The organism is Pseudomonas sp. ICBG1301, assembly GCF_016918385.1.
In the GTDB taxonomy this organism is placed as follows: domain Bacteria; phylum Pseudomonadota; class Gammaproteobacteria; order Pseudomonadales; family Pseudomonadaceae; genus Aquipseudomonas; species Aquipseudomonas palleroniana.
This window is the reverse complement of record NZ_JAEKGB010000001.1, coordinates 804,944-819,916: the sequence shown is the minus strand read 5'-3', so window position 1 is coordinate 819,916 and position 14,973 is coordinate 804,944. Positions and strand designations below refer to the sequence as shown.

The 14,973-nt window shown below is 58.3% G+C and carries 10 protein-coding genes and 4 tRNA genes; 2 read left to right on the top strand and 12 right to left on the bottom strand.

Annotated features, from left to right (window positions below; genetic code table 11):
• Window positions 1-102: 102 nt before the first annotated feature.
• Window positions 103-1,107, top strand: coding sequence for a transketolase-like TK C-terminal-containing protein (locus JBE38_RS03780; RefSeq protein WP_205343603.1), 1,005 nt, complete (start codon window positions 103-105; stop codon window positions 1,105-1,107).
• Window positions 1,108-1,156: 49 nt separating this feature from the next.
• On the opposite strand, the gene JBE38_RS03775 is transcribed toward JBE38_RS03780, so the two are convergent.
• Window positions 1,157-1,627, bottom strand: a complete 471-nt coding sequence (locus JBE38_RS03775; RefSeq protein WP_090370091.1) for a MarR family winged helix-turn-helix transcriptional regulator — start codon at window positions 1,625-1,627, stop codon at window positions 1,157-1,159.
• Between the two features lie 145 nt (window positions 1,628-1,772).
• Between JBE38_RS03775 and aceE the strand changes: the two genes are divergently transcribed.
• Window positions 1,773-4,433 (top strand): pyruvate dehydrogenase (acetyl-transferring), homodimeric type, encoded by a 2,661-nt coding sequence (aceE, locus tag JBE38_RS03770; RefSeq protein ID WP_090370089.1) that lies wholly within the window; start codon window positions 1,773-1,775, stop codon window positions 4,431-4,433.
• 1 nt (window position 4,434) lies between these two features.
• Here aceE and JBE38_RS03765 read toward each other — a convergent pair whose 3' ends face one another.
• The 11 genes from JBE38_RS03765 to JBE38_RS03715 form a co-directional block, all read right to left on the bottom strand.
• Complete coding sequence (locus tag JBE38_RS03765) at window positions 4,435-5,298, bottom strand: DUF2242 domain-containing protein (RefSeq protein ID WP_161549201.1); 864 nt, start codon at window positions 5,296-5,298, stop codon at window positions 4,435-4,437.
• 157 nt (window positions 5,299-5,455) lie between these two features.
• Complete coding sequence (locus tag JBE38_RS03760) at window positions 5,456-7,330, bottom strand: SurA N-terminal domain-containing protein (RefSeq protein ID WP_205343602.1); 1,875 nt, start codon at window positions 7,328-7,330, stop codon at window positions 5,456-5,458.
• Between the two features lie 232 nt (window positions 7,331-7,562).
• Complete coding sequence (locus JBE38_RS03755; protein ID WP_060756760.1) at window positions 7,563-7,835, bottom strand: HU family DNA-binding protein; 273 nt, start codon at window positions 7,833-7,835, stop codon at window positions 7,563-7,565.
• A 148-nt stretch (window positions 7,836-7,983) separates the two neighbouring features.
• Entirely contained in the window at window positions 7,984-10,380 is a 2,397-nt protein-coding gene (gene lon, locus JBE38_RS03750) for an endopeptidase La (RefSeq protein ID WP_060756761.1), read from the bottom strand.
• 200 nt (window positions 10,381-10,580) lie between these two features.
• A complete protein-coding gene (gene clpX, locus JBE38_RS03745) occupies window positions 10,581-11,864 on the bottom strand; it encodes an ATP-dependent Clp protease ATP-binding subunit ClpX (RefSeq protein WP_003238279.1) in 1,284 nt (427 codons plus the stop codon).
• Between the two features lie 112 nt (window positions 11,865-11,976).
• Window positions 11,977-12,612 carry an ATP-dependent Clp endopeptidase proteolytic subunit ClpP gene (clpP, locus tag JBE38_RS03740; protein WP_016974096.1) on the bottom strand — a complete coding sequence of 212 codons (636 nt, stop codon included), beginning with the start codon at window positions 12,610-12,612 and terminating at the stop codon, window positions 11,977-11,979.
• 91 nt (window positions 12,613-12,703) lie between these two features.
• Window positions 12,704-14,014: a trigger factor gene (tig, locus tag JBE38_RS03735; RefSeq protein ID WP_060756762.1), complete on the bottom strand. Its 1,311-nt coding sequence runs from the start codon at window positions 14,012-14,014 to the stop codon at window positions 12,704-12,706.
• 399 nt (window positions 14,015-14,413) lie between these two features.
• Window positions 14,414-14,489: transfer RNA gene (locus JBE38_RS03730), tRNA-His, on the bottom strand.
• Window positions 14,490-14,566: 77 nt separating this feature from the next.
• Window positions 14,567-14,651, bottom strand: a tRNA-Leu gene (locus JBE38_RS03725).
• A 56-nt stretch (window positions 14,652-14,707) separates the two neighbouring features.
• A tRNA-His gene (locus JBE38_RS03720) sits at window positions 14,708-14,783 on the bottom strand.
• 32 nt (window positions 14,784-14,815) lie between these two features.
• A tRNA-Arg gene (locus JBE38_RS03715) sits at window positions 14,816-14,892 on the bottom strand.
• Window positions 14,893-14,973 lie beyond the last annotated feature (81 nt).

Sequence of the window (14,973 nt, the reverse complement as noted above, 5' to 3'; positions counted from 1 at the left end):
ATTTAGCCCGCCTGCATCGAACAACTATTGCAATCATTGCAATTGCAATCAAAAGCGATTTTCTATTAGGGTAATGGCCTTCCTTGCCAGGTGTCCCTCTCCATGAACGTCGCCACCGCACATGCCGCTCGGTTCTGTATCGACGCCTTGAGCACTGCCAACCTTGCCGGCAACTCACCGCTGGGCACTCTGATCAACATAGCCAATACCCTTGAAGCCAGCCGTCAGGCCTGGGTGATTCGAGGCCAGTCACGCTCCCGGCGCGTGAGTCATTGGCCCACCTGGTTCGCACGCAATACCGCTGAGAGGCCCTTGCTGTATCTGCACAGCGCGCATTCGTCGGCGCAGTTGAGTGCACTGTCGGACATCACTCAACAGCGCGGCATCCTGTGTAACGACATTGAAAACCTGCCCTCGCCCTGGCCCAAGGGCGCTCAGCCTTCCTTGCCCCTGTGGCTGGCCACTCACCCGCGCTGTACGCCGTATGACCCCGCCTCAGGTGCGGAAACCCAAGCGATTGTATTGGCGGCGTTGCGTGCACTGTATGTCGACGGCAAGCCAGGGTTTTACTACCTCGCCCTCCATGATCATGAACTGGCAGCGCCCTTGAGTGAGCACAATCGTGAAGCCGCATCCAAGGGCATGTACCCGCTCCAGCACGACCTATCTGCGGATGTACGGCTGCTCGGCGCCGGCCGGGCGCTGGCGGAGGTCGTGCAGGCCAAGCGCCTGCTGGAACAAGACTGGAATATCAGCGCGCAATTGTGGAGCTGCCCCAGCTATACACGCCTGGCTCGGGAGGCAGCGGCGGCGGCTCGCTGGAATCGCCTGCACCCCACGGCCTCCAGGCGCAGTTGCCATTTGCGTGATTGCCTGGCTGGGAGTACTGCGCCGGTGATTGCCGTCACCGGCTACCCGCAGGCGATTGTCGATCAATTGGCAGCGCACGTGGACGCGCGGTTCATCGCGTTGGGCGCGGGGTCAGTGCAAGCGGCGGCGCCGACCCGGTATTGGATTGTGCTGGCGGCCTTGAAAGCACTGGCGGATGAAGGTCATGTCGATGTTCGCCAGGTGGAAAAAGCGTTGGATCGGTACCGACTGCAATGAAGCGCAGGGCGAACTAAATGTGCGGGAGCCTGGCTCCCCCTATTTGAACTCAGGGTTTACGTCGACCACGAACCTGCACGCCAGCCTCCATCGCCAGCCCTGCCGTACGCTCCAACGCATCCGCAAACGCCTGGCGCTGAGCAGGTTCAATCTGCGACAGAAACAGCTCTTCCACTGTGCTTTCGTAGATCTTCCACATCTTTTTACGGAGCCCCCGGCCGGCATCGGTGATTGAGGCAAACGCCGCGCGACCGTCACCGTCTGAGCGGGAACGCACTACCAGGCCGTCCTTTTCCAGGCGGTCAACCAGGCGCGTGAGGTTATAGCGCTCGATGGCCAGCACATCGGCCAATTCATGCATGCGGCGCGTACCGTCGGGGCCGCTTTCCAGGCCCCACAACGCGTCATACCAGGCATATGGCGGCAGGCCCGCCTCTGCCAGTCGACGCTCGATTTCACGGATGACCGTCCTGTGGGCCCTGACAAAACGAAACCATACATCAGGCTCTTTCGACGCCATGCAACACCATCCGCGGGAATTTCAAGAAGGTTGCAATAGTAGCCCATCCCGCGCTAGATTCCGCCATGTAGTTGCAATTGCAATTACTTATCGACACTCCCACAAAGAGCCCGTCATACGAAATCCGCCTACCCTGGAGCCTCACATGACCCAGAACCACGCACTCAGACACGACGATGATCCCCTGGAGACACGCGAGTGGCTGGAGTCCATCGAATCGGTATTGTCCGCCGAAGGCCGCCCGCGCGCGCACTACCTGATCGATCAGTTGCTGGATTTCGACGTGGCGCGCCATGGCGACTTCCACGGGCGGGTCACCACGCCGTACGTCAATACCATCCCGGTAGACCGCCAGTTGCCCTACCCCGGCAACCTGGACATCGAACGCCGTACCAACGCTTTTATCCGCTGGAATGCGATGGCGATGGTATTACGTGCGGGCAAACACTCAGGTGTCGGTGGGCATATCGCGACCTATGCGTCAGCTGCCGTACTGTACGACGTAGGGTTTGACCATTTTTTCCGTGGCCGTACCGACAGCGTCGATGGCGACCTGGTGTATATCCAGGGCCACTCCGCCCCAGGCATCTATGGCCGGGCTTACCTGGAAGGCCGCATCAGCGAAGCACAACTCGACAACTTCCGCCGCGAGGCCGGTGGCGAGGGTATCTCGTCCTACCCGCACCCACGGCTGATGCCCGACTTCTGGCAGTTCCCCACCGTGTCCATGGGCCTCGGCCCGATCACCGCGGCTTACCAGGCGCGCTTTATGCGCTACCTGGAACTGCGTGGCCTCAAGCAACACCAGGGACGCAAGGTGTGGGCCTTCCTCGGTGATGGCGAAATGGACCAACCGGAATCCTTGGCCGCCCTTTCCATGGCCGGGCGCGAGAAGCTCGACAACCTGATCTTCGTGGTCAATTGCAACCTGCAACGCCTGGACGGCCCTGTGCGCGGCAATGCCAAGGTCATCCAGGAGTTCGAAAGCCTGTACCGTGCCGCCGGTTGGAACGTGATCAAAGTGATCTGGGGCAGTGGTTGGGACGCACTGCTGGGAAAAGACCAGAGCGGCCTGCTGCGCCAGCGCATGATGGAATGTGTGGACGGCGACTATCAGAACTACAAATCCCAGAACGGCGCTTATGTCCGCGAACATTTCTTTGGCAAATACCCGGAGTTGCTGTCGTTGGTTGCGGACATGTCCGACGACGAAATCTGGAAACTGTCACGGGGCGGGCATGACCCGGAAAAGGTCTATAACGCCTACGCCGCCGCCATGCGTCACAAGGGCCAGCCCACGGTGATCCTGGCGAAAACCGTCAAGGGCTTTGGCATGGGTGAAGCGGGTGAAGGCCAGAACATTAACCATCAATTGAAGAAGATGGGCGCTGATGCGGTAAGAGCTTTCCGCGATCGCTTTGGCCTGGACGTCACTGACGGTCAACTCGCCGATATTCCCTACCTGAAGCCCGCCGCCGACAGCGTAGAAGCCCGCTACTTCGCCGCACGCCGCCAAGCGTTGGGCGGCTACGTACCGGCGCGCAACAGCGCGGTCGAGCCGTTGCAGATTCCCGAACTGTCGGCCTTCGCCACCCAGCTCAAGGACACGGGCGAGCGTGCGATCTCCACCACCATGGCCTTTGTACGCATCCTGGGCACGCTGCTCAAGGACCCACACCTGGGCAAACTGATCGTGCCGATCGTGCCGGACGAGTCGCGTACCTTCGGCATGGAAAGCCTGTTTCGTCAGATTGGCATCCATTCTGCCGTAGGCCAGCTCTATACCCCACAAGACGCAGGGCAACTGAGCTACTACAAAGAAAGCAAGGACGGACAGATCATGCAGGAGGGCCTGAATGAATCCGGTGCCATTTCTTCCTGGATTGCAGCCAGCACGTCCTACAGCAACCATGGCCTGATGACAGTGCCGTTCTATATCTTCTACTCGATGTTCGGCTTCCAGCGCGTCGGCGACCTCGCCTGGGCGGCAGGCGACGCGCGGGCGCGTGGTTTCCTGCTGGGGGCCACGGCCGGCCGCACCACCCTGATGGGCGAAGGCTTGCAGCATGACGATGGGCACAGTCACATCCTGTCGTCGGTGATTCCGTGCTGCGTATCCTACGACCCGACGTTTGCCTACGAGTTGGCAGTAATCATCCGCGAGGGCATGCGGCGTATGTACGTGCAACAGGAGGATATTTACTACTACATCACCCTGCTCAACGAAAACTACCCACACCCGGCCATGCCCGAAGGCGTGGAAGACGGCATTCTCAAGGGCATGTACCGACTCAGTGCCAGCGACCAGGCCCAAGTGCAACTGATGGGCAGTGGCTCAATCCTGCGCGAAGTGATTGCCGCGGCTGAGCTGCTTGAAAAGGACTTCGGCGTAAGAAGCAACGTGTGGAGCGCAACCAGCCTGACTGAATTGCGCCGTAACGGCCATGAGGTGGAGCGCTGGAACCTGCTGCATCCGCAGAGCGAGCCGCGGGTGAGCTACGTCGAGCAATGCCTGGAACGGCAGACGGGGCCGCTGGTAGTAGCAACGGACTATATGAAGCTCTTTGCCGATCAGATCCGCCCTTTCGTCTCCGGCCGACGCTTTGTAGCGCTGGGAACGGACGGCTTCGGGCAATCGGATACCCGTGAAACCCTGCGGGCATTCTTTGAAGTGGACCGGCACTTCATCGCGTTGGCGGCCTTGAAAGCACTGGCCGATGACGGCGTCATCGGCCGTGAAAAAGTCAGTGAAGCCATCAGCCGCTACGGGATCAACGTCGACAAGGCCAACCCCGCAGCCGTCTGAGTTACTGCCCAGGCGTCGGCAGGGGTGCAATCACCTCTGTCGGCGGCGGCAGGTCCGGGCGAGTAGGCGCCGGTGCAGGCTCTGCTTGCGGCACAATCGGCGCGGCCTCGACAGGCGGCGTGACAGGCTGAGAACTGGCAGGCTGCGAGCTGGCAGGCTGAGAACCGGCCGGTTGCGAAACAGCGGGCTGCGAAACGGCTGCCGGTGCAGCGGCCGGCGATGAGGTGGTCGGCGCCTCCTTCGGTGGCTCGACCTTCTCGGTAGCCGGTGCAGCCTTGGGCTCCGGCACCCCCAGCTCGGCTTTCGGCTTCTCAGGGCTACTCTCGGCCGGCTTCGCTTCCTGCGGCAGGAACACGTCCACCAGCGCAAAGTAACGCTCATAGAACTTCGGTGCCGATACGGTCTCACTCGCCACCTTCACCATCGAGTCATCGGTGGAGCCGATCGGCATCGACACCGAGCCCAGCACACCCACACCCAGGCTCGCGGAGTTGTTGACCTTCTTCAGCGCATACCGGTCCTGCAAGGCGTTGGCAAACATCGTCGAGTGATTGTTGCCCTTGCCATCATTGGCACACACCACATTGAAGCTGATCTGCATGTGGGTTTCGCCGGTTTGCTGGAAGCTCTTGTTGCCCACCACCAGTTTGGGATCGCTGCTGGTGATGATGTAGCCCTGGCTCAGCAGCGCCCGCCGCGCCGCCTCGCAGGACGCCGTGGCACTGACCGGATAATCACGGGAAAACGTACCGGAATCGTCGAAGTTCTCATGTTCATAAATAGCGGTCTTGGGCGACGAGCAGCCCGCGGCGCCCGCCAACACAAGCGCCAACCCGAGGCTACGCACGTGAAATGATGTCGACATCGAAAATCCTGAGGAAAACAGTCAGGGCGGTATTGTGCAACAGAACGAGACCTTGGCGCGCATATTCCTGTCGGTAAAACGTCACAGATCTACAGATCAAGCACCATAAAAAAACCCCCGGTCTTTTCAGGCCGGGGGCTTTTCATTCAAACCGTCATCAGAACTTCTTGATGTCAGCCTGGGTTTCCAACTGCTTACGGTACGCCGCAAAGTCTTGCTGGCCAATGCGCGAAGCGAGGAATCGACGGTATTGCGCCTTTTCTTCGTCCGACGGGGCTGCCGCTTCGTTGACGCCGTTCAGGCGCACGATCACCAGGCTGCCATCAGCCAGGGTCACCGTAGTGAACGTCGGCTTGTCCTTGCTCGCAGGCTTGGGCATACGGAACAGGGCTTGCAGCACTGCTGGATCAACAGCCTCGGCGTTACGGGTCGCCGCTTCGGTGACTTTCCAGGCCTGGCCGTCGACCGGCTGGCCCAACGGGGTCTTGCCGTCGCGCAGGCTGGCGATCACTTCGTCAGCGTGAGCCTTGGCCGCCGCGCTGGCGCGCTCCTTGGTCATCTGGGTGCGAATCGCCGCAGCAACACGCTCCAGCGGCAATTGCGCCGGCTTGAGGTGCTCTTTGGCACGCAGCACGATGACGGTTTCCGGGTCCAGCTCGATGGCGGTGCTGTTGGCACCCTCATCCAGCACTTCCGGGCTGAACGCAGCGGTGACCACGGCACGGTTGGCCGCGATACCTTCACCACCCTCACGGCCAAATGGCGCGGAGGTGTGCACGGTCAGCTTCAGGTCGGACGCCGGCTGAGCCAGGTCGGAGGCTTCGAAAGCCGCGTCTTCCAATTGCTTGGTGGCTTCGACAAAACGCTGTTCAACCTGTTGGGTCTTGAGCTCGCGGGTCAGCTTGTCTTTCAGGCTGGCAAACGATGGCACCTGCGGTGCTTCAACGCCCAACAACTTGATCAGGTGCCAACCGAAGGTGGTGCGCACCGGGGCCGACACCTGGTCCTTGTTCAAGGCATACAGGGCAGTTTCAAACGCCGGGTCATAGACGCCTGGGCCGGCGAAACCGAGGTCACCGCCATTGTTGGCCGAACCCGGGTCCTGGGAGAACTCCTTGGCCAGGGCTTCGAACTTCTCGCCCTTGGCCAGGCGCGCCTGGATTTCCTCGAGCTTGGCCTTGGCTTGCGCGTCGGTGGTCTTGTCGTTGACTTCAATCAGAATGTGCGCGGCGCGACGCTGTTCAGCGAGGTTGGCGGTTTCTTTCTGATAGGCAGCCTGCAGTTCATCGTCCTTGACGGTGACCTGGTCGAAGAAGGATGACTTCTTCAGTTCCAGGTAGTCGATGACCACCTGGTCCGGGGTCATGAACTCTTTGGCGTGCTGGTCATAGTAAGCCTTGACCTCGTCGTCAGTGAGCTTCACCGCCGCAGGGTCGGCCTTGACATTCACGGTGGCGAAATCGCGGGTCTGTTTTTCCAGGCGGGCGAATGCGAGCACTTCGGCGTCGGTCACGAAACCGCTGCCGGCAATACCTGCGCGAACCTGGCCGATGAGCATTTCCTGGGTCAGCATCTGACGGAATTGCATACGGCTGTAACCCAGCTGACGGATCACCTGGTCAAAGCGTTCAGGATTGAACTTGCCGTCCACCTGGAATTCCGGCGTCTGCAGGATGACCTGGTCCAAGGCTGCTTCGGAGAAGCCAAACTTGGAATTCGCAGCGCCTTGCAGCAACAGCTTGCGGTCGATCAGCCCTTTGAGGGCCGCATCGCGCAGCAACTTCTCGTCCAGCAGGGAAGCATCGAAATCCTTGCCCAGCTGTTGCATCAGCTGACGACGTTGCATATCGACGGCCTGGCTCAATTCGGTCTGGGTGATTTCTTCACCGTTGACCTTGGCCACGTCCTGCTTGTTGTTGGTCGAAGCCTGGAAAATGGCTTCGATACCGGTGAACGCCATCAATGCGACGATGATCCCGATAATGGTCTTGGCAATCCAGCCTTGTGAATTGTCCCTGATATTTTGCAGCATGCGTCCCCCAGAAACGGTTGAACTTCAAAATTAGGCAACCGTGGAGCGTGGGTAGAGTCCGGATAGAAGAAAGGCGCATCCGAGGATGCGCCTTCTCGTAACTGGCGGAGCGGACGGGGGTTTGAACCCACACCCCCGGCGTTGCGACCCGGTGGATACCTGGGTCGGCTGTGCCGCTCCGCTGCCAGGCCAGACCTGCGTCTGACCCGGATAGGTAAGGCTTGAACGAGGCTTAGTTAACGGCTTCTTTCAGGGCTTTACCGGCTTTGAAACCTGGTTTCTTGGCAGCAGCGATTTGCAGTGCTTTGCCAGTCTGTGGGTTGCGGCCAACGCGAGCTGGGCGGTCAGTCACAGAGAAAGTACCAAAGCCTACCAGCACCACGGAGTCGCCGGCCTTCAGAGCGCCAGTGACGGATTCGATAACTGCGTCCAGCGCACGGCCAGCAGCGGCTTTCGGGATATCAGCGGATGCGGCAACAGCATCAATCAGTTCCGACTTGTTCACTCTAAGTCCCCTTATATATCTATTGAGTATGATTCTAAGTTTTTTGGTGAAAGCAAAAACCAGTGCTGAATGGCCTACAGACACTTAAGAGCCGCTTTATAACAAGGGCTCTAAAAATCTGTCAAGGAAGCCCCCAGGCTTAAGCGCATTAATGCGTGCTAATTCTTTCCTTGGAATCAGACTCACGTTTTTCATCCTTCGCGACGATCTCCGGAGCCACATCCGGCAAGGGCTCCGGCGCGTATTGCAGCGCAATTTGCAGGACCTCGTCAATCCATTTAACGGGTTTAATCTGAAGATCTTGCTTGATATTGTCAGGAATTTCCTTCAAGTCGCGGACATTCTCTTCAGGAATGATCACCGTCTTGATTCCACCCCGGTGCGCGGCCAGCAATTTCTCTTTCAGACCACCGATAGCCAGTACCTGACCACGCAGGGTAATTTCCCCGGTCATGGCCACATCCGCTCGCACCGGAATGCCGGTCAATGCCGACACCAGGGCCGTGCACATGCCTACGCCGGCGCTAGGGCCATCCTTCGGAGTCGCCCCTTCCGGCATGTGGATGTGCGTGTCGTGCTTCTCGTGGAAGTCCAGGGGGATGCCCAGGCTCTTGGCGCGGCTGCGCACCACGGTTTGCGCGGCAGTGATGGATTCAACCATCACATCACCCAGCGAGCCGGTCTTGATCAACTGGCCCTTGCCAGGGATCACCGCCGCTTCAATGGTCAGCAATTCGCCGCCCACCTGGGTCCATGCCAGGCCAGTCACCTGCCCTACCTGGTCCTGCTGCTCAGCCAGGCCATAACGGAATTTGCGCACGCCCAGGAAGTGCTCCAGGGAGTCTGCAGTGACCTTGACGCAGAAGCGTTTTTCCAGCGCATGCTCCTTCACGGCCTTGCGGCAGATCTTCGCGATCTGGCGCTCAAGCCCCCGCACACCGGCCTCGCGGGTGTAATAGCGCACGATGTCGCGGATCGTCTCGACCTCAAATTCGATCTCGCCCTTTTTCAGGCCATTGGCCGAAATCTGCTTGGGCGCGAGGTACTTGACGGCGATGTTGATCTTCTCGTCTTCGGTGTAACCCGGCAGACGAATCACCTCCATCCGGTCCAGCAAGGCTGGCGGAATGTTCATGGAGTTGGAGGTGCACAGGAACATCACGTCGGACAGGTCGTAATCGACCTCCAGGTAATGGTCATTGAAATTATGGTTCTGCTCCGGGTCGAGCACTTCGAGCAAAGCCGATGCCGGATCGCCCCGCATATCGCTGCCCATTTTGTCGATTTCATCGAGCAGGAACAGTGGGTTGCGCACACCGACCTTTGTCATCTTTTGAATCAATCTTCCTGGCATCGAACCGATATAAGTCCGGCGATGACCACGGATTTCCGCCTCATCACGCACACCACCCAGGGCCATGCGCACGAATTTGCGGTTGGTGGCGTTGGCGATGGATTCGGCCAGGGAGGTTTTACCCACACCTGGAGGGCCGACCAGGCACAACACCGGACCACGAATCTTCTTCACGCGCTTTTGCACGGCGAGGTATTCGAGGATGCGTTCTTTGACTTCTTCGAGGCCATAGTGATCGGCGTCGAGGATATCTTCTGCACGAGCCAGGTCCAGGCGCACCTTGGTCTGGGCCTTCCACGGCACCTGCACCAGCCAGTCGATGTAGGAGCGAACCACGGTGGCTTCGGCCGACATCGGGGACATTTGCTTGAGCTTGTTCAGCTCGGCGGTGGCTTTGGCCAGGGCGTCCTTCGGCAGGCCGGCGGCATCGATACGCTTTTTCAGCTCCTCGATTTCATTGTGGCCTTCCTCGCTGTCGCCAAGCTCCTTCTGAATGGCCTTCATCTGCTCATTCAGGTAGTACTCGCGCTGGCTGCGCTCCATTTGCTTCTTCACACGACCACGGATGCGCTTCTCAACCTGCAACAGGTCGATTTCGCCATCCAGCAGTGCCAGCACATGTTCAACGCGGGCGGCCAGGTCGATGATTTCGAGAATGTCCTGCTTCTGCTCGATTTTCAGCGCCATGTGCGCAGCCATGGTATCGACCAGGCGGCTTGGCTCATCAATGCTGTTGAGGGACGACAGGACTTCAGCCGGGACTTTCTTGCCCAACTGCACATACTGCTCGAACTGCGAGAGCAGGCTGCGTACAAACACTTCGGATTCGCGCTCAGGGGCTTCGACTTCGTCGATCAACGCGACTTCGGCACGCAGGTGACCATCCACCTCCATGAAACGCTCGACCGCGCCACGCTGCTCGCCTTCGACCAGCACCTTGACGGTGCCATCAGGCAGCTTGAGCAGTTGCAGCACGGTGGCAATGGTGCCGACGCGATACAGGGCTTCTTCGCCCGGATCATCATCAGCAGGATTCTTCTGGGCCAACAGCAGGATCTGCTTGTCGCCCGTCATCGCAGCCTCGAGGGCTTCGATAGACTTCTCGCGCCCCACGAACAGCGGGATAACCATGTGCGGATAGACGACGACATCACGCAACGGCAGGAGAGGCAATTCGCTGGTTGTCTTCATGATTTCGCCTCTATGACAGTTGAAAAATAAGCTTGGAGCCAAGATGGGGGCTGCATGCAAAAAAAACAAGCTCAATGCCAGCAGTTAAACGCATGAATACCTATGAATTTAAAAGCCGCCCTGAAAAACCACCCCAAAAGGCACACCAAAAACAAAGGGGCCCCGAAAGGCCCCTTGCTGGTACTGCAGCTGCAAAACGCTTACGCGTCCGGCGCAGCCTTGGCAGTCGGCTCACTGTTTTCGTAGATATACAGTGGCTTGGACTTGCCTTCGATAACGCTTTCGTCGATCACCACCTTACTCACCTCGGACTGCGAGGGAATTTCGTACATGGTGTCGAGCAACACGCCTTCAAGAATCGAACGCAGACCACGTGCACCGGTCTTGCGCTCCAATGCCCGCTTGGCCACTGATTTGAGCGCGTCGGTACGGAACTCGAGGTCTACACCTTCCATCTCGAACAGCTTGGCGTATTGCTTGGTCAGGGCGTTTTTCGGCTCGGTGAGGATCTGAATCAGAGCCGCCTCATCCAATTCGTCCAACGTGGCCAGGACCGGCAGACGGCCGACGAATTCCGGGATCAGACCGAACTTGACCAAATCGTCAGGCTCGACTTCACGCAGGGACTCGCCCACCTTCTTGCCTTCTTCCTTGCTGCGCACTTCCGCACTGAAACCGATGCCACCACGGGTGGAGCGCTGCTGGATGACCTTTTCGAGACCGGAGAACGCACCACCACAGATGAACAGGATGTTGCGCGTATCGACCTGAAGGAATTCCTGCTGCGGGTGCTTGCGACCACCTTGAGGCGGAACGGAAGCCACCGTGCCTTCAATCAGTTTCAACAGGGCCTGCTGCACGCCTTCACCGGAAACATCCCGGGTGATGGACGGGTTGTCCGACTTGCGCGAAATCTTGTCGATTTCGTCGATGTAGACAATACCCATCTGGGCTTTCTCTACATCGTAGTCGCACTTCTGCAGCAGCTTTTGAATGATGTTCTCGACGTCTTCGCCCACGTAGCCAGCCTCGGTGAGGGTGGTGGCGTCGGCGATGGTGAACGGAACGTTCAACAGGCGAGCGAGGGTTTCGGCAAGCAGGGTTTTACCCGAGCCTGTCGGGCCGATCAGCAAGATGTTGCTCTTGCCGAGTTCGACTTCGTCGCCCTTCTTGTCACGCTGGTTCAAGCGCTTGTAGTGGTTGTACACCGCTACGGCCAGAACCTTCTTTGCACGCTCTTGACCAATTACATACTGGTCAAGGATGCCGCTGATTTCTTTAGGCGAAGGCAATTTATGCGCGCTGCTCTCGGCCTGGGCTTCCTGCACCTCCTCGCGGATGATGTCATTGCACAGGTCGACGCACTCGTCGCAGATAAACACCGAGGGGCCGGCAATCAACTTGCGTACTTCATGCTGGCTTTTGCCGCAGAAGGAGCAATAGAGCAGCTTGCCGTTGTCCTCGCCGTTGCGGGTGTCAGTCATTCGTTCGATCCAAATCCGATAGGCTTGCAACACAAGATGAAGGCTTATGCGGGCTTTTTCAAGCCCGCCGGTGGTCGGACATGCCGACCAGCCCTATTTTGAGCGGCTTATATTAAGCAGGGCGCTTGTCGATCACTGCGTCGATCAGCCCGTATTCACGCGCGGCTTCGGCACTCATGAAATTGTCGCGGTTGGTGTCACGCTCGATTTCTTCGAGGGTGCGCCCGCTGTGCTTGGCCATCAGCGTGTTGAGACGCTCACGAATAAACAGGATTTCCTTGGCGTGGATTTCGATATCCGACGCCTGGCCCTGGAAGCCGCCCAGTGGCTGGTGAATCATCACTCGCGAGTTAGGCAGGCAGAAACGCTTGCCCTCGGCACCGGCAGTCAGCAGGAAAGCGCCCATGCTGCAGGCCTGGCCGATGCAAGTGGTCGACACGTTCGGCTTGATGAACTGCATGGTGTCGTAGATCGACATGCCCGCCGTCACCGAACCGCCTGGAGAGTTGATGTAGAGATGGATGTCCTTGTCCGGGTTTTCCGCTTCAAGGAACAGCAGTTGCGCACAGATCAGGTTGGCCATGTAGTCCTCTACCGGACCAACCAGAAAGATCACTCGCTCCTTGAGCAGGCGCGAGTAGATGTCGTAGGCGCGTTCGCCACGAGCAGATTGCTCGACAACCATCGGGACCAGGCCGCCGGCGGCCTGGATATCAGAGTTCTGCTGAATATAGGAATTACGGAACATGCTCTGCAGTTACTCCCAAATAGTCATGTCTTGAAAACGCATAAGCCAGCGCGAGGCTGGCTTATGGTTGTATTTCCAACGAGTTGGACAATCAGTCGGCTTGTGCTGCTTCCGCCGGCTTGACTGCTTCTTCGTAAGAGACCGCTTTGTCGGTCACCTTAGCCTTCTGCAGAACAGTATCCACAACTTGTTCTTCCAGCACAACCGAACGTACTTCGTTCAGTTGCTGGTCGTTCTTGTAGTACCAAGCCACGACCTGCTCAGGCTCCTGGTAGGCCGAAGCCATTTCCTGGATCATTTCGCGAACGCGATCTTCGTCAGGCTTGAGGTCGTGCTGCTTGACCACTTCAGCCACGACCAGGCCCAGCACGACACGGCGCTTGGCTTGCTCTTCGAACAGTTCGGCCGGCAGTTGATCAGGCTTGATGTTGCCACCGAACTGCTGAACCGCTTGAACGCGCAGGCGATCCACTTCGTTGGACAGCAGAGCCTTGGGCACTTCGATCGGGTTGGCGGCCAGCAGACCGTCCATGACCTGGTTCTTGACCTTGGACTTGATGGCCTGACGCAGCTCGCGCTCCATGTTCTTGCGAACTTCGGTACGGAAGCCTTCGATACCGGTTTCCTTGATACCGAATTGCGCGAAGAACTCTTCGTTCAGCTCTGGCAGCTTAGGCTCGGAAACGCTGTTGACGGTCACGGTGAACTCAGCGGCTTTGCCGGCCAGGTCCAGGTTCTGGTAGTCAGCAGGGAAAGTCAGGTTCAGCACGCGCTCTTCGCCGGCTTTAGCGCCAACCAGGCCGTCTTCGAAACCAGGGATCATGCGGTTGGAACCCAGCACCAGCTGAGTACCCTTGGCGGAGCCGCCAGCGAATGCTTCGCCGTCAACCTTGCCCACGAAATCGATGTTCAGCTGGTCTTCGTTCTGGGCAGCGCGGTCGGCCACTTCGAAACGGGTGTTCTGCTTGCGCAGGATTTCCAGCATGTTGTCCAGGTCGGCATCAGCTACGTCAGCGCTCAGGCGCTCAACGGTGATACCGTCGAAACCGGCCACTTCAAACTCAGGGAACACTTCGAATACGGCAACGTATTCCAGGTCCTTGCCGGCTTCCAGGGACTTAGGCTCGATCGATGGCGAGCCAGCCGGGTTCAGCTTGTGCTCGACAACGGCTTCGTAGAAAGAAGCCTGGATCACGTCACCTACAGCTTCCTGACGCGCATCGGCACCAAAACGACGCTTGATTTCGCTCATTGGCACTTTGCCTGGACGGAAACCAGCGATCTTGGCCTTCTGGGCAGTCTGCTGCAGACGCTTGTTGACCGCAGTCTCGATACGCTCAGCCGGCACGGTGATGCTCAGGCGACGCTCGATAGCAGTAGTATTTTCAACAGAAACTTGCATGGATATTCCTCGTTGCACAGACGTTAGCCGGCCATTTCCGACCCCAATCAAGGGCATGCATTCTAGTGGGTCAAACTCAAGAAGTCACCCTACTGGAAATACGCCCGAAAACAGCCGGCAATTTATCGGTACGAAGGCACTGATGCCCCCCGCCCCGCTGACAAATACAGCCCATCACGCCAGGGCTCTGCGCCGCTCCTTCTATATATAGAGGAAGTCGTCATCCATCTCCCTGACGGCCCACCCCTCAGACGGGGCGGCAGGCAGTGCGGCATCATCGAGATACACAAATACGACGAAACGCCCTGCCCTTGCGACCCACTACCTGCAGCCGCGGAATATTCGAACCGCTGAAACCAAAAAAGGCGCCAGACTGTTAAATCTGGCGCCTTTCGAATATGGGGTGGACGAAGGGGATCGAACCCTCGACAACGGGAGTCACAATCCCGTGCTCTACCAACTGAGCTACGCCCACCATATTGCGTTAACAAAGAAACCAAACCACTTCTTTGTTGAGCCCTACCCTGCTTTTCAACGGGGCCAAGCTTTATTTGGTGCGGATGAAGAGACTCGAACTCTTACGCCTCGCGGCGCTGGAACCTAAATCCAGTGTGTCTACCAATTCCACCACATCCGCGCTTGAAGCTCTTAAAGCAAAGGCGCCAGATGATTAATCTGGCGCCCTTCTAAATATGGGGTGGACGAAGGGGATCGAACCCTCGACAACGGGAGTCACAATCCCGTGCTCTACCAACTGAGCTACGCCCACCATATAGCGCTACTTGTGCCAAAGCTGCCTAATGGCGCACCCGGCAGGACTCGAACCTGCGACCATCCGCTTAGAAGGCGGATGCTCTATCCAGCTGAGCTACGGGCGCCTTATTAATCTGTACTCTTGGAGGATTACAAACTAAGTGCTTCCAGCCTTGCAGAACAACTATTCTGCTCGACCTTCTTAA